17 protein-coding genes and 1 pseudogene are annotated in these 18,790 nt (G+C 63.0%); 9 read left to right on the top strand and 9 right to left on the bottom strand.

The window, feature by feature from the left end; all coding sequences use genetic code 11:
- Positions 1-27 precede the first annotated feature (27 nt).
- Positions 28-927, bottom strand: a complete 900-nt coding sequence (locus tag HWN72_RS14470; protein WP_008827636.1) for a DMT family transporter — start codon at positions 925-927, stop codon at positions 28-30.
- Positions 928-1,102: 175 nt separating this feature from the next.
- Here HWN72_RS14470 and HWN72_RS14465 point away from each other — a divergent pair, with 175 nt between their 5' ends.
- The 5 genes from HWN72_RS14465 to HWN72_RS14445 all read left to right on the top strand — a co-directional run bounded on the left by HWN72_RS14465 (position 1,103) and on the right by HWN72_RS14445 (position 5,491).
- A complete protein-coding gene (locus tag HWN72_RS14465; protein WP_008827635.1) occupies positions 1,103-2,554 on the top strand; it encodes a L,D-transpeptidase family protein in 1,452 nt (483 codons plus the stop codon).
- Positions 2,555-2,896: 342 nt separating this feature from the next.
- Entirely contained in the window at positions 2,897-3,190 is a 294-nt protein-coding gene (locus tag HWN72_RS14460; protein WP_051586924.1) for a hypothetical protein, read from the top strand.
- 217 nt (positions 3,191-3,407) lie between these two features.
- Positions 3,408-3,668: a hypothetical protein gene (locus tag HWN72_RS14455; protein WP_008827633.1), complete on the top strand. Its 261-nt coding sequence runs from the start codon at positions 3,408-3,410 to the stop codon at positions 3,666-3,668.
- Positions 3,669-4,318: 650 nt separating this feature from the next.
- Entirely contained in the window at positions 4,319-5,116 is a 798-nt protein-coding gene (locus HWN72_RS14450; protein WP_037516829.1) for a M48 family metalloprotease, read from the top strand.
- 144 nt (positions 5,117-5,260) lie between these two features.
- Positions 5,261-5,491: a hypothetical protein gene (locus HWN72_RS14445; RefSeq protein WP_172704853.1), complete on the top strand. Its 231-nt coding sequence runs from the start codon at positions 5,261-5,263 to the stop codon at positions 5,489-5,491.
- 105 nt (positions 5,492-5,596) lie between these two features.
- Here HWN72_RS14445 and HWN72_RS14440 read toward each other — a convergent pair whose 3' ends face one another.
- Both HWN72_RS14440 and gyrB read right to left on the bottom strand, forming a co-directional pair.
- Entirely contained in the window at positions 5,597-6,778 is a 1,182-nt protein-coding gene (locus tag HWN72_RS14440; RefSeq protein ID WP_036526848.1) for a pyridoxal phosphate-dependent aminotransferase, read from the bottom strand.
- A gap of 129 nt (positions 6,779-6,907) precedes the next feature.
- The gene (gyrB, locus tag HWN72_RS14435) at positions 6,908-9,442 is read right to left on the bottom strand and encodes a DNA topoisomerase (ATP-hydrolyzing) subunit B (protein ID WP_008827630.1); all 2,535 of its coding nucleotides are present in this window, start codon (positions 9,440-9,442) and stop codon (positions 6,908-6,910) included.
- A 288-nt stretch (positions 9,443-9,730) separates the two neighbouring features.
- Between gyrB and HWN72_RS14430 the strand changes: the two genes are divergently transcribed.
- The 3 genes and pseudogenes from HWN72_RS14430 to HWN72_RS14420 all read left to right on the top strand — a co-directional run.
- On the top strand, positions 9,731-10,816 hold the full coding sequence (locus HWN72_RS14430) for an acyltransferase family protein (protein ID WP_211150505.1): 1,086 nt from the start codon (positions 9,731-9,733) through the stop codon (positions 10,814-10,816).
- Between the two features lie 644 nt (positions 10,817-11,460).
- Complete coding sequence (guaA, locus tag HWN72_RS14425) at positions 11,461-13,020, top strand: glutamine-hydrolyzing GMP synthase (RefSeq protein ID WP_036526850.1); 1,560 nt, start codon at positions 11,461-11,463, stop codon at positions 13,018-13,020.
- 365 nt (positions 13,021-13,385) lie between these two features.
- Positions 13,386-13,923, top strand: a pseudogene (locus tag HWN72_RS14420) (tyrosine-type recombinase/integrase); the annotation flags it as partial.
- Positions 13,924-14,051: 128 nt separating this feature from the next.
- Here the strand turns inward: HWN72_RS14420 and HWN72_RS14415 are convergent.
- On the bottom strand, positions 14,052-15,299 hold the full coding sequence (locus HWN72_RS14415; protein WP_008827758.1) for a type II toxin-antitoxin system HipA family toxin: 1,248 nt from the start codon (positions 15,297-15,299) through the stop codon (positions 14,052-14,054).
- Positions 15,292-15,627, bottom strand: a complete 336-nt coding sequence (locus HWN72_RS14410; RefSeq protein ID WP_008827759.1) for a helix-turn-helix domain-containing protein — start codon at positions 15,625-15,627, stop codon at positions 15,292-15,294. The genes HWN72_RS14415 and HWN72_RS14410 overlap by 8 nt, the downstream gene beginning before the upstream one ends.
- A 169-nt stretch (positions 15,628-15,796) precedes the next feature.
- Between HWN72_RS14410 and HWN72_RS14405 the strand changes: the two genes are divergently transcribed.
- On the top strand, positions 15,797-16,048 hold the full coding sequence (locus HWN72_RS14405; RefSeq protein WP_172704866.1) for a hypothetical protein: 252 nt from the start codon (positions 15,797-15,799) through the stop codon (positions 16,046-16,048).
- A gap of 6 nt (positions 16,049-16,054) precedes the next feature.
- Here the strand turns inward: HWN72_RS14405 and HWN72_RS14400 are convergent, their stop codons facing one another.
- The 4 genes from HWN72_RS14400 to HWN72_RS14385 form a co-directional block, all read right to left on the bottom strand.
- Positions 16,055-17,533 (bottom strand): hypothetical protein, encoded by a 1,479-nt coding sequence (locus HWN72_RS14400; protein WP_008827760.1) that lies wholly within the window; start codon positions 17,531-17,533, stop codon positions 16,055-16,057.
- Positions 17,534-17,563: 30 nt separating this feature from the next.
- The gene (locus HWN72_RS14395) at positions 17,564-17,965 is read right to left on the bottom strand and encodes a DCC1-like thiol-disulfide oxidoreductase family protein (protein ID WP_008827761.1); all 402 of its coding nucleotides are present in this window, start codon (positions 17,963-17,965) and stop codon (positions 17,564-17,566) included.
- Positions 17,962-18,159, bottom strand: a complete 198-nt coding sequence (locus HWN72_RS14390; RefSeq protein WP_008827762.1) for a hypothetical protein — start codon at positions 18,157-18,159, stop codon at positions 17,962-17,964. Before HWN72_RS14390 ends, HWN72_RS14395 begins: the two co-directional genes overlap by 4 nt.
- A gap of 185 nt (positions 18,160-18,344) precedes the next feature.
- Positions 18,345-18,752, bottom strand: a complete 408-nt coding sequence (locus tag HWN72_RS14385; RefSeq protein WP_008827763.1) for a hypothetical protein — start codon at positions 18,750-18,752, stop codon at positions 18,345-18,347.
- Positions 18,753-18,790 lie beyond the last annotated feature (38 nt).

Here is an 18,790-nt window from a genome sequence, read left to right as displayed (position 1 = left end):
CAAGGTCAAGGGCGCGCGAGGCTAGACTTAGGTGTTGTTTTGGGCGGGGCGCGTGCCGATCCAGCAACCCGTCACGATCAATGCCGCACCTGCCACGATCCCGAGCCCGGGGCGTTCGCCGAACACCATCCAGCCCATGAGCGCGGCCCAGAGAAACCCGGTGTACTCGACCGGCACGAGCACCTGCGCCTCGGCCCGCGCATAGCCCCAGGACAGGAACAGCAGCGCGATGGTGGCGAGCACGGCGCCGAGCAGCGTCCATGCAAGGCTCGCGGCATCGGGCATGGTCCAGTAGAACGGGGCGAACAGGGCGAACAGCACCGTGACATTGAGATTCTGGAACAGCGCGATCTCCACGGGCCCTGCGAGCAGGGCCTGCTTGCGCTGCATGACGAGGTTGAGTGCATAGAATACCGCGGAGAGCACGATGGCGGCGGTGCCCTTGACCGCTTCGGCCCCGTACTGCCCGGCTCCGAAGCGGTCAGCACCGATCACCACCATGCCGACAAGGCCGAGCAGGGCGGCGAAGATAGCGCGCGGCCGGATCGTCTCGCCCAGCAGCAGCGCCGCGAAATAGAGCGCGATGATCGGCGCGAAGAACGAGATCGCCATGCCCTCGGCCATCGGGATGCGCACGAGGCCGTAGAAGAACAGCGCCGCCATCACCGAGGTGACGCAAGAGCGCTGGAAGTGGAACAGTGCCACTTTGCGGGTCGGCGTCGGGCGGCCCTTGGCCAGCCACAGCGGGATCGTCAGCAGCGTTCCGAACAGGTTGCGCAGGAGCAGCGCCGTGCCGACGCCGAGAACCAGCGAGGCGGCCTTCATCGCGGCATCCATGACGCTGAATGCGGCGATCCCGGCGACCACGGCCAGGACCGGGGCCAGCACGGGCAAAGCAGGCGGGTTGGGGGTGAAAGCGGCACGCATGACGCCTGCGCCTCTCGCCCGGCGCAAGGTTGTGCGCAAGCAATTCATCGCCGGGACATGTCGCATCCTTGAAGAATGGCGCGTAAACGGGCACATCTATGCGGCGTGGCGGCAACCTTGGAGAGCGCCGCGCGTCTTCCCCCCAAGGTCTCCATCGGGCAGGTTTCAAGGCAATATGGTGAGTTTCAAGCGCTTCGGTTCCAGCGTCGTCTCGGCGCTGACGCTTCTGGCTGTCGGCGTGCAGCCGGTTCAGGCGCAGAAGATCAAGACCGAGAAGTTGCCCGAGGACCTGCTCCCGCCGACCGTCGCGACGCCGACACCCACGGCCCCTGCGACCGCGAGGCCGGTTCGCCCCGCTGCGGTCCCCACCGCGCAGCCCTCCTCTGCCCCGGGCGCCGTGCCGGTACAGGCGCCGACTGTCTCCTCTCCCATCGTGCAGGAAGTGACGCTGGCCGAGCCTGTCATGCCCTGGACTGTGTCGGATGCGCAGGCGCTGCTCTCCACGATCGGCTACATCGGCAAGGAAGGCCTGATCCCGGCCGACTACCAGCCCGCCGCGCTCAAGGCCGCCATCGCCAAGGGTGAGGGCGATGCGCTCGACGCGCTCGCGAGCCGCGTCTTCGCCTGGCTGATCGAGGACCTGCGCGACGGCCGCACGCCGATGCCTGCGCGCGTCCAGTGGTTCGCGGTCGATCCCGACCAGGACACCATGCCCACCCAGCAGATTATGGCGCAGGCGCTGTCCGACCATGACGTTGCCGGTGTCGTCGCCAAGCTCGCGCCGACCAACCCGGATTATGCCGCGCTCAAGGATGCGCTCAACGCCACGCCGATGGCGCAGAAGGATCGCCGCGCGCTGATCCAGGCCAACATGGACCGCTGGCGCTGGCTCGCCCGCGATCTCGGGACCGTCTACCTGATGACCAACGTGCCGGAATTCCAGCTGCGCCTGGTGGTCAAGAACAAGATCCTGCGCACTTACAAGACGGTGGTGGGCAAGCCTGGTCGTACCGCCACCCCGCAGCTGGCCGAGACGGTCAGCGCGGTCGTGTTCAACCCGACCTGGACGGTGCCGCAGTCGATCGTCAAGGGCGAAGGGCTGGGCGCCAAGGTCATGAACAACCCGAAGTGGGCCGCCAACAACGGGTACAAGGGCTACAAGGCCGAGAACGGGATGATCACCGTCGTTCAGCAGCCTGGTCCCAGCAATGCGCTTGGCCTCATGAAGATCGACATGCCTAACCCGCATGCGATCTACCTGCACGACACGCCCGCGAAGTCCTACTTCAACTCCGACGTGCGTGCCTTCAGCCACGGCTGCATCCGCACCGAGCGCGCGGTGGAACTGGGCATGACGATGGCAATCCTGGGCGCCGGCATGTCCGGCACCGATGCCGCCGAACTGTCGCGCGCGGGCGAGTACAAGAAAGTGGCGATGACCCGGACCTTCCCGGTCTATCTCACCTACTTCACCTTCGCCCGTTCGATCGACGGGACGCTGCAGGCGTTCAACGACATCTACGAGCGTGACGCGCCGGTGCTCGCCAGCTTCAAGGCCGCGCGCCAGCTCAAGACCACCCAGCGTGCCAGCGACGAGGCGATCATCCAGCTGGATAACCCGCTGTAAAAGGCATGCCTGGCGAGCGGGAATGGGCCGCCGAGCGGCGCTGCATCCGTGAGCATGCTGGATCAATTCAGCATGGCACGGCCGCTGATGCGGCCCGCTATAAGCGTTAATGCCAGAACTGGTGCGGTGACCCTGCGCGGGCGGAGCTTGTCCAGTTTTTGCTTCGCCATATGTGAAGCCTGCACGTCAGCGCTGCAGGGCGCAACTGCCCAGGGTGCGACCCCGGCCGATCAATCCGCGCTTCGAGCGGCGTATGAGATCAACGCCGCAGCGATGGGGCCGTCCCTTTGCTTGTCGGGCGCGCCGCCGGGCTCCTAAGGCTGAGACGCAAGGAGAGCTGCGATGACTGATCCGAACGACGCCGACCGTATCGATGCTGCTACCAGCCGTATCGTCGACCTCGAGGCTGAACTGGAAGCTTCCGGCACGACAACCCGCGAAGCTGAGGCGTTGGCCCGGGTTCGCGAGGTTCTTCATCAGTGGGTTGATACCGTATCGGCGGTGGTCGCCACACCTGGGGTCGGACGGGTCGTGCTGATTCATGAGAACGGAAGCGAATCGCGCATTGCCTCCCCCGAGCTGCCGTTCCTGCTGGCCGTCCCGGTGACGTTTGGCGCTTTCAGCCAACAGGACTAGCGGTGCCTTGCTCGCCTCGCTGGCACCGCAACAGCGCGCAATGTCTGCGCCGGATTTTGTGGTCCAGAAAGCGACGAGCGTCCCGTCAAACATGATCGATCGGTGTAAATGTTTTGGTGCTATCAATAGGGCGGCCATCGCGTGCGACGCGATAAGCGGCGTTGCGTATCCGGCCCATAGTTCCTAGAATGCCGCGGTGCAGCAATTACTATCATCAATGCGCTTTTTCGTTACGGCGATTGCATTCGCCCTTTGCGGGGCAGCCGCGCGCGCGACGTTCCAGTATGTTGAAACGCGCTGGCAGGTCGTGATTTTCGTGACAATGGCCGCGGTGATGGAGATCAGCGCCGATGATCGCGGTCGCCGTGCCAGCAAACTCCGGTTTGCCGTCAACGCAAGCAGCGCAGCGGCGGCGATCATTGCCGTCAAATGGTACATCGAGGGCGTATCACCGCTGGTTCTGACCTTGCTGCCGTGAACGGGCGCCCGCGTTGCCATTGCCGCGATACCGCTTCGGCAGCGACAATACCGGCTGCACCGAACGACACCTCTCATCGCGATCCGAGCCCCGGCAGGAATGAAACCAGGCGATCCAGGTTCATGTTCCCGTGCCCGTTTGCTGCCCCGGTGCAAATGTGAAGTGGGGCGGAATTACAGCGGTACTGACCCGTTTTTCCTCCTTAAGCGGTCTGGGCCGAATTTTCGTGGTTCTGGCCGCACGCGGCCGCTCGCTTCTGATGATACGCGATGCTTGATGGCAGAGTGCTTTGCGAAGCAAGATGCGAGGTGTGCCCACGTCGCCCAATGGAAAAGGTCGTTTGAAAGCCGCTGGCACGAGCCATTGCAGGGGTGGCCCGTATCTGCTTTGCCAATTGCGGTTTCTCGCAATGCGGCAAGGGCGCTATCATTTCTGGCGGTAAGCTTATTGCGGTAAAAATGAGATTTATGAACACCGGCATTCGAAGTTCCATGGTGCATCGCACCGCTGTCGCTGCACCGAGGCGGTTGCAACATCGGGTTTGCAGATGGGCCCTCGTCCTGCTGGCTCTTGCAGCAGGGGCGCTATCGAGCCCATCGGTTTTCGCGGCGCCGCCGAGCGAACCCTGGCCCGTCGCCTTGCGGGTCCAAATGGCGAAACTGACCACGGTTGGCTACAGACTGAATCTGGCCGCTGTGGATTTGTGCTCCAGCAAGGCCGCCGGTACCGGAATGAGCCTCGACTACATCGGCGCTTATTCCGAAAGTGACCGGCCGGCCGTCTCGCAGCTGCTGAGCATGAATGATAAGCCCCAGATCGCTGCCGTGGTCAAAGGTGGCCCTGCGGACCTTGCGGGTGTCCGCGTGGGTGACGAATTGCTGGCCGTCAATGGTGAAACAGCTGGCGCGATAATCGCCGCTTCACCTGACGCTGCGCTGATCGCCGATGAGATAGAACAGCGCTTGGCACAGCAGCCTGTAGCGAAGGTGATCCAGCTCGGATTGCGCCGTGACGGTAACGCCTTCGAGGTTCACATCCAGCCGCAACTGACTTGCGCAGCGCGCTTCGTGATCAAGACCGGTGAGGGGATCACCGCGTTTTCTGACGGCAGTAACGTCGCGATATCCAGCAAGCTGATCGCATTTGCCGTTAACGACGATGAACTGGCTTTGGTCGCCGGGCATGAATTGGGCCATGTCATCTACCACGACGGGACGGCGGGAAGTCTTGCGGAACGCAGGCGGATGGAGGATCGCGCGGATAGTGTGGGGCTGCGATTGGCCACGTGCGCGGGATTTGACCCCTCGACCGGATTGGAGTTCTGGCTTCGACGTGACGAGCAGGACATGCTCCGACTGTTTCGTGACCCATCGCATCGCTCCCGCAAGGCGCGCGTTCAGCTGATGCGTGATGAAATTCCGAACATTCAGTGCCCATATCGGCCTTGAGTGTAGCTCTCTTGCAGTAATCCCCTGTCCTCTCAGCCGCGCTTGCCGCACTGAGGCGCGAGATCGCAGGATCGGCCGCTCTGGCCGGCTCATTATCGATGGCCGGGCCTTCCGTTCGCGAAGAGCGGTTTGCGACCAGCACCCTTGGCCCAGCCGGATAGGAACGGCGCGCCATCGTTATCTCAGCAAACCAACGATTTCCTGGCCGGCATTCCGTTGCGTCGCCATGACGCGCTGAGCGCCACCGGCATGGAGCGGCGCCCGCATCACCCAGCCATTCTTGAAATGAATGTCGCTGGCCATCGCAAGCGATCCTTCTTGCCCGCAGCGACAATCCGCTTGATCCAGCGGCATTATGCCGCACCAGCGAAATGATCCAGTCTGCGTGTGAGGGCGGCACCGTGATGATACCAGGCGTGGCCACACCCAATGGCCATGCTGGCTGGCTGTTCCCGTTCGGCGGAGATGATACGCGTTAGCTCACCCAGTTAGGATACGGTCCAGTGCCAGCCGAAACTTCGCCATGTCCTCGGCCGAACCCACGGTGATCCGCGACATCCGCGGATAGGCGCTCCATGAGCGGCCGATCTGTACGCCCTGCGCCAGAAACGCCTCGCTCATCTGTTTGGGCGAACGGTCGTTCCATTCGAGAAGGAACATGTTGGCGCGGCTGCCCGGCAGAACCTTCAGGCCCCGTTTCGCGACGTTCGCCAGCGTTTCCTCGCGCGCGGCCTCCATCTGGCTCCGCCGTGCGGCGATCTCGCCCGTCTGCGTCAGCGAGGCGGTCCCGCAGGCGACGGCCGTGATCGGCAGCATCATCGTCACCAGATCGCCGTCGTAGCGCATCATCCGCTTGTGCAGCGCAGGATCGGCCACCGTCAGGCCAAGGCGCATGCCCGCCATCCCGAACAGCTTGGAGAACGACCGCATCACGATCACGTCGCTGCGCGTCGCGGCAAGCGGCATCGCGCTGGGGGCGCCGGCGAAGTGGAGATAGGCTTCGTCCACCAGCACCACCGCGTCCTTGGGCTTGGCGGCGAGCAGCCACTCGATGTCGGCAAGCGGGGTCAGCGTGCCGGTGGGGTTGTTGGGCGTGCAGATATAGTAGAGCCCCCCGTTCGGATCGGCGGAGAGCATCGCGCGCACGTCATGAGCGTTGGTCGGTGTGAGCGGGACTTTCGACACCTTGGCCCCCAGCCATTCGCCCACCTGCCAGATCGGCTCGAAGGTCGGGTCGGCGGTGACGATCCCGCGTGTAGGAGACGCAAACGTGACGGCGATGCGGGCGAGCGGATCGCTCGAGCCCGGCCAGGCGACGACGCGATCTGCAGGCACCCGTTCGACCATTGCGACGGTGTCGCGCAGCTTCTGGATCTCGCCGTCGGGTTCGTAGCGGTTGCCTTGCGTGACCGCCTTCATCGCGGCCTGCACCCCGGCGGGGAAGGGGCCGGTCCAGCACTCGTTGGCGCCGATCCGGACGGTCCCTGTCGCGGCCTTGGGCACTTGCGCGAAGGCAGGCCCAAAGCCTGGCATGACCTGCGCCGCCGCGACCCCGCCGCCGAGCAGCACGGCGATCCGTCCGAAGCTGCGCCGGTCGTAGCCGCGGGTGACGAGGTCGTGCTTCAGGTCGTCGTCAAGCGAAAGGGGAAGCGTGTCGGGCATGGGCGGCTCCAGCTGTGCAGTTGCAGCATGATGCCTCAGCAAGCGCGCAAGACAAGAGCGCCCACGCAAAAGGGCGGGAGTGCATCCAGTGCGCTCCCGCCCTTTCTGATTATCAACGCCGTGCGTGGATCAAACGTCGAGGTTGGCGACGTTGAGTGCGTTTTCCTGGATGAAGTCACGGCGCGGTTCGACGATATCGCCCATCAGGCGGGTGAAGATCTCGTCCGTCACGTCGGCGTCCTCGACCTTGACCTGCAGCAGCACGCGGTTTTCAGGGTCCAGCGTTGTTTCCCAGAGCTGGTCCGCGTTCATCTCGCCCAGACCCTTGTAGCGGGCGATCGACAGGCCCTTGCGACCGGCGGCAAGCACCAGCGCGAGGAGCTGGCTGGGACGGGTGATGACGTCCGCGCCCTGGGTCGGGCGGGCAGCGACGACGGGTTCGTCCTCGCCGTCTGCATCCACGGTCGCCTCGGGCTCTGCCTCGGCTGCGCTGGCGCGCACCAGGCGCGCGGTACCGGCGTAGACTTCGGCGTTCTCGGCGGCGAGGCGGGCGAGCTTGCGGGCCTCGGCGCTGGAGAGGAAGCTGCCTTCGATCTTGTGGTGATCGGTGACGCCGCGCCACAGGCGTTCGACCTCGACGGTGCCGTCTTCGGACAGGCGGGCCGACCAGCGGGCCTCGGTGTCGCCGCGATCGAGCCATGCCGCGGTGCGGGTGAGGGCGGCGCTGCGGGCCTCGATCGACAGGTCGGGCTCGAACACGCCGGCGAGGCCCAGTGCCTCGATGATGACGGGGTCGTAGCGGCGTGGCACGAAGGCCATCAGGTTGCGCATGCGGATCGCGTGCTCGACCAGCGCTTCGAGGTCAGGCCCGAGACGCGCGCCGCCCGAGGTTTCGAGCACGCGGCCGTTGAGGCCGGCCTCGACCAGATAGCGGTCGAGGTGGGCACCGTCCTTGAGGTAGACCTCCGAGCGACCCTTCGACACCTTGTAGAGCGGCGGCTGGGCGATGAAGAGGTGCCCGGCGCGGATGATGTCGGGCATCTGGCGGTGGAAGAACGTCAGCAGCAGGGTGCGGATGTGCGCACCGTCGACGTCTGCGTCGGTCATGATGACGATCTTGTGGTAGCGCAGCTTGTCGAGCGTGAAATCGTCGCGGATGCCGGTGCCCATCGCCTGGATCAGCGTGCCGACTTCCTTGGACGAGATGATGCGGTCGAACCGCGCACGCTCGACGTTGAGGATCTTGCCCTTGAGCGGCAGGATCGCCTGCGTCTTGCGGTCACGCCCCTGCTTGGCGGAGCCACCTGCCGAATCGCCCTCGACCAGGAACAGTTCGCACAGCGAGGGATCGCGCTCCTGGCAGTCGGCCAGCTTGCCGGGCAGGCTGGCGATGTCCATCGCGCCCTTGCGGCGGGTCAGTTCGCGGGCACGCTTGGCGGCTTCGCGGGCGGCGGCGGCGTCGATGATCTTCTGGACGATCGACTTGGCATGGGCGGGGTTCTCCTCCAGCCAGTCGTTCATGCGGTCCGCCATCAGGCTTTCCAGGGGCTGGCGCACTTCGGAGGAGACCAGCTTGTCCTTGGTCTGCGACGAGAACTTGGGATCGGGCAGCTTGACCGAGACGATCGCGGTAAGGCCCTCGCGCATGTCGTCGCCCGTCAGCGAGACCTTCTCCTTCTTGAGCAGGCCCGACTTCTCGGAATAGTTGTTGAGCGTGCGGGTCAGCGCTGCGCGGAAGGCGGCAAGGTGGGTGCCGCCGTCACGCTGCGGGATGTTGTTGGTAAAGCACAGGACGTTCTCGTAGTACGAATCGTTCCACTCCAGCGCGACGTCGATGCCGATGCCGTCGCGCTCGGACGAGATCGCGATGGGCTCGGCCAAGAGCGCGGTCTTGTTGCGGTCGAGATACTTCACGAAGGCCGCGATGCCGCCTTCGTAGAACAGATCGTGCTCCTTGACCTCTTCGTGGCGCTTGTCGCGCAGCTTGATGCGCACGCCTGAATTGAGGAACGCCAGTTCGCGGTAGCGGTGCTCCAGCTTGTCGAAGTCGAACTCGGTGACGTTCTTGAACGTGTCGGTCGAGGCGAGGAAGGTCACGCGCGTGCCCTTCTTGAAGCCGTTATCGTCCGGGTTCTGTTCGGCCTTGGGGGCGGGGCCCTTGACCACCAGCGGTGCCACGGCATCGCCGTGCGCGAACTTCATCCAGTGCTCCTGGCCCTCGCGCCAGATCGTCAGCTCCAGCCATTCCGACAGCGCGTTCACCACCGAAACGCCGACGCCGTGAAGGCCGCCCGAGACCTTGTAGGCATTGTCGTCCGAGGTGTTCTCGAACTTTCCGCCCGCGTGCAGCTGGGTCATGATGACCTCGGCAGCGGAAACCCCTTCCTCGGCGTGAATGCCGGTGGGAATGCCGCGGCCGTTATCCTCGACTGAAACCGAGCCGTCGGGATTGAGTTCGATCAGCACCAGGTCGCAGTGACCGGCGAGCGCCTCGTCGATGGCATTGTCCGAAACCTCGAACACCATGTGGTGCAGGCCCGAGCCGTCATCGGTATCGCCGATGTACATGCCGGGGCGCTTGCGGACCGCGTCGAGGCCCTTGAGGACCTTGATCGAATCGGCACCGTAGGAGTTCTGGTTCTTGTTTTCGGGATTGCTGGCCATGGCGAGCATATAGGGTCTGAGGGGGGTAAACCCAAGCGAAACCGGCTCCGAGGCCGGGGTTTTCCACAAGGGTGCGACAGTGGTTCGGCGAGGCTGCGGCGAAGCGATGCAGGCAGGCGGCGGGAACGACATGCGTGGGGGGTGACGCCCGTCTACCAGAATTAAATATCTGTAATTCTGATGTCTTCGCCAGTGCAATTGATTGTTACTTGTCTGCGGCTTCTAATGATTAACGTCGGAATAAATATATCTCCTTAGCTTCCTGCTCTGAACAGGGGGTTAGAGCGCATGATTACGGACGTTTCCCAGAGGGACCTTGTCTGGCCCAATTTTGCCAAGGCGGGATGTATTTTGCTGGTGGTGATGATGCATCTGGGTGAGCAGGTTGCGTTGATGCCATGGGCGAACAATGTGGAACTGGCGGCGGCTTGGCATGTCTTGAACGGTTTCATCCGGCCGGTGCGTATGCCCCTGTTCTTTCTTGTCTCCGGGATTCTCGCTTCTGAGTCGGTCATGCGGCCGCGCCTCGATACGCAGCGCAGCCGGTTGGTGAGGCCGCTCTACCTCTACTTCGCCTGGGGCGTGATTTACCAGGTCCTGGTGCCGATGGACCCGGCCGCGTCCTGGTTTGAATGGACGGCGGATAACCGCCTCCTGCCCGTGCTGCTTCTGACCCGCATGTCATGGTACCTGTTGGCGCTGGGCATGTATTACCTGCTGACCAGGATCACTTTGCCGCTGCCGGTCTGGGCGGCGCTGCTGCTCTGTGCAGTGCTGTCAGTGCTGGGTACTATGTTCGAAGGGCACCTGTCCGCACATCAGCCCAAGATGCTGCGCTGTGCGATTTTCTTTGTCGCTGGTGTGCGCATGAAGGACCCGGTCCTGGCGTTCGTCGAGCGCGCAACGGCTTCGCGCGTATTGGTACTGGGCGGGGCGTACCTTGTCGGGGCGGCCGTGGCTTTGAAGTCCGACACGTTTCTGCTGCCGGTGGATATTCTGGCGGTAGCGGCCGGTGCGATGCTTTGCATGCTGTTGGTGCGTCGGAGTTCGGCGCTGATCGCGCCTGCCTCCTGGCTCGCCAAGCGAACCCTGCCGATCTACCTCATGCACTTCCTGATGATGCCCGGGCTGGCCTTCCTCCTCGAGCGCTACGCTGCGCCTATCCTCACCAGTGTCTGGGCAGGAGCAGTCTATCCGCTCCTGGCTGTGCCGCTGATCGTGACAGCGTGCCTGGTGGCACATGGTGCGTTGTTGCGGACGGGGGCGGCGGACTGGCTGCTGGATCTGCCCGCATGGCGCTTGCCGGATACTAGCCGCAAGGCAATGCTTTCTTCGCATGGCGGCGTGACCATGCCTGTGAAGATGGCAGCATGACGCTGGTACGAAAAAAGGCGGCCCTGGGGCCGCCCTTCTCATGGGTAATTCAGGGTAACGCCACCGGCGCCTGGAAAATCAGGCGAGGGTAAGCGCGAACGCCAGCGCGCTGGTGCCCAGCGCGGCAGCGAACCCGAACGTGCGGTGCACGAGGGTCATAATAAAGCTCCTGCAAACATTCTTATCGTTTCATCGCATATGCGGAGCGTTCCGGCGCTCCGCCTTGCGTGCGGCAGGAAGCGTTCCGGCGCCTCTTGCTGCGGTGCGGCAAATAGCGATGCACAAATTTTGCGCAAATTCAAAAGGGGCAAGTTATGTTGCATGTCTTGCAACAGAGGCTCGATTCGGCGTGCATTGCGCTCAAGTCATCGCCGAAAATGACCGGTTTTCTCCTGTTGCTGTTATCGCTGTGTCGATCTGACTGACGTGGGCCTCCGGCAAGCCTTCAGCAGTCTTGAGTGGATTGCCTAAAAAATAGGCAATTATCGCTGCGACGCTAAATGCTGCAATGCGAACTCAAAATCGCGGAGCCTACGCAAAGAAATGGAAAACTGCCCTGACGGGTTGCCTGGCGCAGTAATGATGCGTCATCTGCCGCGTTTCGGGGGCTGGACAGCCAACCCGCGCGCGACTAGTGGCTCGCCATGAATATCCAGCCCACCGAATCCGTTCTGATCGTCGACTTCGGCAGCCAGGTGACGCAGCTGATTGCCCGGCGCGTGCGCGAGGCCGGCGTCTATTCCGAGATCGCCCCGTTCAACGCCGCTGAGGAGGCGTTCCGCCGCATGAACCCGGTGGGCGTAATCCTCTCCGGCTCGCCCGCCTCGGTGCTGGATGAGAACGGTCCTCGCATCCCCGACGTGATCCTCGAGAGCGGCCGCCCGATCCTGGGTATCTGCTACGGCCAGCAGTCGCTGATGCATCAGATGGGCGGTGAAGTGACCGGCGGCGATGGGGGCGAGTTCGGCCGCGCCTTCATCGAGATCGGCGATGAGTGCGCGCTGTTCAACGGCCTGTGGAAGGTCGGCGAGAAGCATCAGGTCTGGATGAGCCACGGCGACAAGGTGACCAGCCTCGCTCCCGGCTTCCGCCCGGTCGCATCGAGCGCAGGCGCGCCTTTCGCGGTGATCGCCAACGACGAGAAGCGCATCTACGCGATGCAGTTCCACCCCGAGGTCGTGCACACGCCCGACGGCGGCAAGCTGCTCAAGAACTTCGTGCGCCATGTCTGCGGTCTGACCGGTGACTGGACGATGGCCGAATTTCGCAAGACCAAGATCGAGGAAATCCGCGCGCAGGTGGGCGAGGGCCGGGTGATCTGCGGCCTTTCGGGCGGCGTCGATTCCGCCGTTGCGGCAGTGCTGATCCACGAGGCGATCGGCGACCAGCTCACGTGCGTGTTCGTCGATCACGGCCTGATGCGCATGGGCGAGGCGGACCAGGTCGTCAGCCTGTTCCGCGGCCACTACAACATCCCGCTGGTCCACGTCGATGCCTCGACGCTGTTCCTCAACGGACTTGAGGGCGTCACCGACCCCGAAGCCAAGCGCAAGTTCATCGGCAAGACCTTCATCGACGTGTTCGAGGACGAGGCCAAGAAGATCGGCGGCGCCGAGTTCCTGGCGCAGGGCACCTTGTATCCGGACGTGATCGAAAGCGTTTCGTTTACCGGCGGTCCTTCGGTGACGATCAAGAGCCACCATAACGTCGGCGGCCTGCCCGAGCGCATGAACATGAAGCTCGTCGAGCCGCTGCGCGAACTGTTCAAGGACGAAGTGCGCGAACTGGGCCGCGAACTGGGCCTGCCCGACGTCTTCGTCGGTCGTCACCCGTTCCCCGGCCCGGGTCTTGCCATCCGCATCCCCGGCGAAGTCAGCCGCGAGCGCTGCGACATCCTGCGCAAGGCGGACGCGGTCTACCTCGAGGAGATTCGCAACGCCGGTCTCTACGACGCGATCTGGCAGGCCTTTGCGGTGCTGCTGCCGGTCAAGACGGTGGGCGTGATGGGCGACGGTCGTACTTACGACAGCGTCTGCGGCCTGCGCGCGGTTACTTCGACCGACGGCATGACGGCGGATATCTACCCCTTCGACGCGGCCTTCCTCAGCCGCGTCGCGACCCGCATCATCAACGAGGTCAAGGGCATCAACCGCGTGGTCTACGATTACACTTCGAAGCCGCCCGGCACGATCGAGTGGGAATGATTTTTACCGCCTCTGGCGGTATCCGATTGCACGCCATGTTGCGATCTAACCGTATGAGAAAAAACGATAAAAATATCATCATCTATCGTCGTCTATCGAGGGGCAATGCTCCGATTTGACGGTATAGCGGACGGTATGGGGGAACTTGTTCGGTTAGGGGTTTACCTATACCGTCAGGGCTAAGAGAGCTGCTGACGGTATAGTTTTTGGCCATAAATATTTGAAATTACGAGATAAAATCGCTTCCAGCGACGCCTGTTTTGGCCTGACGGTATAATTGGCGCCTCTCTGCTGTTGTTTGGACAGATTTGGAGGCTCTCATGCTTACCAACACTTCTATTAAGGCACTGAAATAACAGAAAAAATTGTACAAGGTGAGCGATCGTGACGGTATGTAAGTCGTGGTCCAGCCGTCAGGGACCATCGTATTCCGCTGCGACTACCGGCTCAACGGACGGCGCGAGACGCTGACGCTCGGTCGATATGGTCCCGACGCCCTTTCGCTAGCCAGGGCTCGCGAGAAGCTAATCGACGCGAAGCGGGCCATTTCTGAGGGGCGGTCGCCTGCTCAAGAGAAGCAACAAGACAAGCGTCGACTGAAGGAGGCGAAGCGGTTCGGCGAGTTCGGCGAAAAGTGGTTCCAGGAATCGCGCATGGCGGACAGCACGCGGGCTATGCGGCGCTCCATCTACGAGCGCGACATTCTGCCGACATTCCGAAACAGGCTGCTGACGGAGATCACGCCGGACGATCTCCGTATGATGTGTGGGAAAAGTGAAGGATCGCGGCGCTCCAGCCACAGCCGTCAATGTGCGCGATATCGTGAAGCTGATCTTTGCATTCGCCATCCTGCATGGCGAGATGGTCGCCAACCCAGCGGATGAGGTTGGACCACGCGCCATAGGCGGCGCCCGGCGTCTGAAGCACCTCGCGAATGCCGGCGTCCTCGATATCCGCCACGTCCAGGTCGACTGTAGCGGCGTTGACGGGGCTGGCCGACGGTGGATCGAAGCTGTGAAGGAAGGTTCTCGTCATAGGGCCAGCGCCCGCTTGAGGTCGTCATGCTCGAAGGCGCTGGCCATGCGGTTTATCTCAGCCGGTCTCGCGCCGACCGCCTTTGCAGTTTCGCGCCAAGTTGAGGTCACGGTCGCCACGTCCTTGATGACCGTGCGAGCCTGCGCCAACGTGAGGGCGAAGAACTCCGAGGCCTCTTCCAGAAGGTCGAGCGAGCAGGTGCCCTCATCGAGATCGATGTTGGTCGTCAGCACTCGCGCTTTGATATCGGTCGGCACGGGATTGAGGTCATACGCTGGGGACAGTGACCATCCGGCCTTACCCAGCCAGAGGAAGCCGTGATTGCGCAGATGATCGTCGACATTTGAGATCAGCACATTGAAGACGACACGGCGATAAAGGGCGTGGGCATCGGTCTTCCCCTGCGCGCCATGCTCGGCCAGGGCGTCGACGATCTCCGGATAACTGCCGCGCTCGCCATCCTTGGCTCCCATCATCGCCATCGCCGACAGGAAGGGAATGCGGACCGCACCCTCTCGATCGAAGCGCCGCGACAGCATGACCTTCTTGCCGGCGACATCGATCAGTTCGTGAAGCGGCGTGGCGATGCCGGCTTGGCCCGCCAGTCGTAGGGCGATCTCCTCCCATGTCTCCATGCTGTAGTCGTCGGTCTCTTTGGGAAACTTGGCGATGGAGAGATGACCGTGCTGGTCCACGACCGAGGCCTTGGGCCGCGCTCCGCCAAGTGACGAGCCGGGCGCAAAGATGAGCTGGAGGTCTTCGTCGGTTTCCTCATCGCGCAGAATGCGTTCGGTGATCTGAAGCAGTCGGCCGAGTTCGATCAGGGCGGGCACGGCGGCGCGGATCGGCGCTTGGAATTGTTCTTCGCCGACCCAACGGAAGCGAAGCGCGCCAAGTCGGGTCTCGTCGGCGACGCCGAGCAGATAGTCGCTTTCGGCCAGACTGCGCACGGGGCGGCCATCGCGCTCGGCGCTGCGCCGCTCCGAGCGTTGCATGAGGCGGCGTCCCCAGGTGTCGGGCGCGGAATCGCCGATAGAGCCGAAGGTCGCCAGACCAGCGGGTGGCGCGAATGCCCCGCGCGTCAGGGCCAGAGCCGGCTCAAGCGAGAAGCGATCCGGGTCCTCAAGCCAGCCGCGATCATATTCGAACATGATGGTCTCGGCGCCACGGACGCGATTGCCCCGCGCCAACCCGATTGGGCGCGTGTGGCCATGAAGGTCGAGATGAACCTCGAAATCAGCCATCGCGCGACGCTCCGGTCGGCCGCTTCGGGTGGGCGTGCTTCGGCAAATCGGCGCTGGCCAATGCCTGACCGACGCTGTCGTTGCCGATATCGGCGATCTGGCTCAATCCTTCCAGGAGACCGAGCGCCTGAAGGACGCCGGCATAGATACCGATGCTGACATTGGTATCGCCCGCCTCGATCTTTTGGAGCGTCGAACGCGACGTGAAGGCTCGCTCGGCCACAACTGACATCGGCAGCCGACGACGGCGACGGGCATCATGGATGTCCGCGCCAAGCTTGCGCAGCGCGCGCCTCACCGCGGCGGGCGGATTATGGGGTGTCGGCATTTGCTACCTTCGCACTACAGACTGGAGGGATGTGTAGCGCGAAGATTACAATTTCTCTATAGGGAACTGAGCCGATTGGTCCGTCGCCCGATTGGCAAAAAATGCCTATGACGGTATAGCCCAGAGAGGCGCGAATGCCGGCCAGAGTAACCTGGCGTAGAAACGGCGAATGACGCTGGGGACGAGCAGTTTGGACCCTGCAATTTCGTCGTCGGCGATAGATGGCGAAACCATTGAATTTGGCATATGGCCAAAAAGTCCAATGATTTCAAAAGCGCTGTTCTTTGTCGGTGTCGCTGACGGTATAGTTTTGGGCGAGAAATATTTTTTCCCTAAAAATCAATCGGTTAGGATGTTAGGAAATAATCGAGTGGGAGTAAGCGGCAAGCCCGGTCCGATCGGCTGGGGGTCGGCTTCCTGACCGGTCCTAGTGCGTGCAGACCTTGGGCCGGTTGGGGTCGACCTGCTTGAAGATGAGCAGCTTGCGTTCAAGCCAGGTCGCGGATTCCAGCGTCAGGCTGGCGGCCGTCGCCTGCTCGATCAACTGGCCGTCGTGAACATAGGTTACCCACTGGTCGGGATGACGGCGCAGGAATTCCTCGATCGAGAACAGCACGTTCATCCGGCCCTCTTTCGCCGTGCGGGTGAGCGAGGGGCTTGACGAGGCGACGACCTGCACCACGTCCCGCTGGTAGTCGAACAGATAGGGCGGGCGCGAGAACAGCAGGTGGTTGGTGGTGCCGCCTTCTGTGTGCAGGTTGCTGAACATGTTGATCGAACTTTCGGTCTTGAGCCCGAGGTAGGGTGACAGGCAACTGACGAAGTAGAGTACCGGGACGATCCAGTTCCATGCAGCATAAGGACTGCGACCGGCGGTTCCTCCGCGATAGGGCAGGTACAGCATCGCTGCGTAGATCATCGCGGTCATCGCCACGCCGCCGACCACTGCCCAGGTCAGGATGAAGATCGAGTGCAGCAGCATGAGCGCGGGGCGGCCCGGGTTCGCGAGCGCCAGCAGCAGCACGACCAGCGTGGCGATCGCCAGAAGCGCGGCTATCGGCGCCAGAATGCCGATGCGGCCGAACAGGCTGCGCAGCGGCTCCACGACATGACGGCAGGTGATCTCGTAGATCTTCGCGCTGGCCTCGCGCGGCATCGTCAGCATGTAGAGCGCGAAGACGAGGCTGGAGAAGTCCATGTACCAGCTGTAGGCCGAGATCGGAATGATATAGTGGAACACCAGCGCGCTGGTCAGGCCGATCGCGAACCACCGCTTCCAGAACAGCGCGACGATGGCGATACCCTCGATCACGAACGTCGACCAGATCGCAAGGTAACGGCCGACGAGGTTGTCCTCCAGCCCGAACGGCTCGGCCAGCGGCTTGTAGAGGCCGACCGCGCAACTGACGGTGGGATCGAGGAAGTCGGTATTTATCTTATGGAAGATCCCGTAGAAGTACATCGTCGCGAGGATCAGTCGCGCCGGGGTGCGCAGGGACTCGTAAAGGCGCTCGCGGGTCAGTTTCCCCTGCGCGGCCAGCACTGTACCGCTGAGCAGGATGCACAAGTCGAACATCGTGGTGATCGTCTTGTTGTTGGATGCGACGGGCAGACGCAGTGCGTAGAGCAGGACTGTGCAGGCGGCGAGGGCGACGAAGGCGTAAGTCTTGCGCGGGAACAGGATCGTCATCACGCTGGTGGCCACGACCGACCACGCCAGCAGCATGTAGAGCGCGCCTTCGCGCCCGGTCAGGCCCCAGGGATCGCCGACGATGCTGAACAGTGCCGCGACGCCCCAGCACGGCGCCACCGCGGTCAGGCCGTCGAATGTGGGCGTTGCTGCGCCCTGCGATAGGCTGCGCCACGCGACCGGGCGGAAAAGCGAAGTGCCTGGTGCTGACGACATAAGTTACCCCTCGGTGTCGTTAGGTGCCGGTCAGTCCCCGGCGGCAGGGGACTGTGCGATGCGCTTGCGCGCGCGCAGCCACAGGGTCGCCCTTCGCCCCGCCTTCAGCCAGGGATAGCTGAGCCGGGCAATGGCGGGGCGGGAAAAAAGCAGGGCATTCATGCGGTTGAACAGGCTGGAGGGCGACGCCAGCAGCGCCAGCGCATGCACAGCGTCGGAGCCGTGGTAAATCCGTTCGCGGTAGGAGAAGACCATGCCGTGGTCGAGGTCGAAGCCTTGCGCCGCGATCGCGGCCACGCGCGGGTCGTCGCTGCGCGCATCGACGAGTTCGACGGGGCCGACGCTGTCGCGCAGCCTGAGCATGCGCACGTAGTTCTGGCAGAAGATGCACTCGCCATCGTAGACGACCAGCGCCGGCACCTCGCCGCTCACGGGACGTCCTTGCCGAGTTTACCGGGAGGATCGCGGAAGGATTCCCTCTCGCAGTCGCCGTAGAAGGCGCAGCCGGATACCACAGGGATATTGTGCAAGGCATCGACTATGCCCACGAGGGTCAGGATGACGCTTGCGTAGACGGCCGCGCGCTTGAGAGGCGTCAGGGCCTGCGGGTGGGTGGGGTCCTGCACGGCCCGAATCCTCCACGGTGACGAGATCGAATTGATCTCGGTACATGAGGAGGTTTTCAGACTTGGCGCGGCAGGACAACCGTATCGGAGTGGCTAACCCGTTCGGATAGTCGCTGCGATGCAGCAAAAACGAAGAAAACGGTCGGGGAAATCCCCGACCGCCTTCTTCGTGCGACCGCTCAGGCTCAGTTGGCCGATGCGACCTTCTTATAAGGGACGAAATCCTGCAGGCCGACGAAGCCATTCCACATGAAATTGGCATTGCGGTCATGCAGTTGCACGGTGTCGAGGCGGCACAGCTGCGAGGTGTACAGTCTGGTCACCATGACATCGTCATCGTCCAGCCGATCCACATTGGTCGGCCGGTTGACATAAAGTGTACTGCCGACCCGGTAGACGATCGCGGTCTTGTCGATCACGGTCGTGTTCTGGGTCTGCGAATAGGGGATGCAACTCACCGGCTTGCCGGCTTCGCGCCCGTCCAGCATCTTGGCGAGCTGTTGCTCACCGGTCAGCTTGGTGCGGGCCTCGGCGGCAGGCATGGCGAGCAGCGAAGCGACAGCGAGTGTCGCGCAGATCGCAAGCGTCTTCATGGCCTTCTTCCTCAGTTAACGCACCCCGCGTTGATCTT

Origin of the sequence: Novosphingobium sp. HR1a (genome assembly GCF_015594425.1) — a bacterium.
Classification (GTDB): Bacteria; Pseudomonadota; Alphaproteobacteria; order Sphingomonadales; family Sphingomonadaceae; genus Novosphingobium; species Novosphingobium resinovorum_A.
The sequence above is the reverse complement of the archived record's forward strand: the minus strand, read 5'-3'. Positions and strand labels throughout refer to the sequence as shown.

What these genes read in the sequence shown, in the direction of transcription:
- HWN72_RS14470 (WP_008827636.1), bottom strand. Translation starts at nt 927, where the DNA reads ATGCGTGCCGCTTTCACCCCCAACCCGCCTGCTTTGCCCGTGCTGGCC.
- HWN72_RS14465 (WP_008827635.1), top strand. Translation starts at nt 1,103, where the DNA reads ATGGTGAGTTTCAAGCGCTTCGGTTCCAGCGTCGTCTCGGCGCTGACG.
- HWN72_RS14460 (WP_051586924.1), top strand. Translation starts at nt 2,897, where the DNA reads ATGACTGATCCGAACGACGCCGACCGTATCGATGCTGCTACCAGCCGT.
- HWN72_RS14455 (WP_008827633.1), top strand. Translation starts at nt 3,408, where the DNA reads ATGCGCTTTTTCGTTACGGCGATTGCATTCGCCCTTTGCGGGGCAGCC.
- HWN72_RS14450 (WP_037516829.1), top strand. Translation starts at nt 4,319, where the DNA reads ATGGCGAAACTGACCACGGTTGGCTACAGACTGAATCTGGCCGCTGTG.
- HWN72_RS14440 (WP_036526848.1), bottom strand. Translation starts at nt 6,778, where the DNA reads ATGCCCGACACGCTTCCCCTTTCGCTTGACGACGACCTGAAGCACGAC.
- gyrB (WP_008827630.1), bottom strand. Translation starts at nt 9,442, where the DNA reads ATGGCCAGCAATCCCGAAAACAAGAACCAGAACTCCTACGGTGCCGAT.
- HWN72_RS14430 (WP_211150505.1), top strand. Translation starts at nt 9,731, where the DNA reads ATGATTACGGACGTTTCCCAGAGGGACCTTGTCTGGCCCAATTTTGCC.
- guaA (WP_036526850.1), top strand. Translation starts at nt 11,461, where the DNA reads ATGAATATCCAGCCCACCGAATCCGTTCTGATCGTCGACTTCGGCAGC.
- HWN72_RS14415 (WP_008827758.1), bottom strand. Translation starts at nt 15,299, where the DNA reads ATGGCTGATTTCGAGGTTCATCTCGACCTTCATGGCCACACGCGCCCA.
- HWN72_RS14410 (WP_008827759.1), bottom strand. Translation starts at nt 15,627, where the DNA reads ATGCCGACACCCCATAATCCGCCCGCCGCGGTGAGGCGCGCGCTGCGC.
- HWN72_RS14405 (WP_172704866.1), top strand. Translation starts at nt 15,797, where the DNA reads ATGACGCTGGGGACGAGCAGTTTGGACCCTGCAATTTCGTCGTCGGCG.
- HWN72_RS14400 (WP_008827760.1), bottom strand. Translation starts at nt 17,533, where the DNA reads ATGTCGTCAGCACCAGGCACTTCGCTTTTCCGCCCGGTCGCGTGGCGC.
- HWN72_RS14385 (WP_008827763.1), bottom strand. Translation starts at nt 18,752, where the DNA reads ATGAAGACGCTTGCGATCTGCGCGACACTCGCTGTCGCTTCGCTGCTC.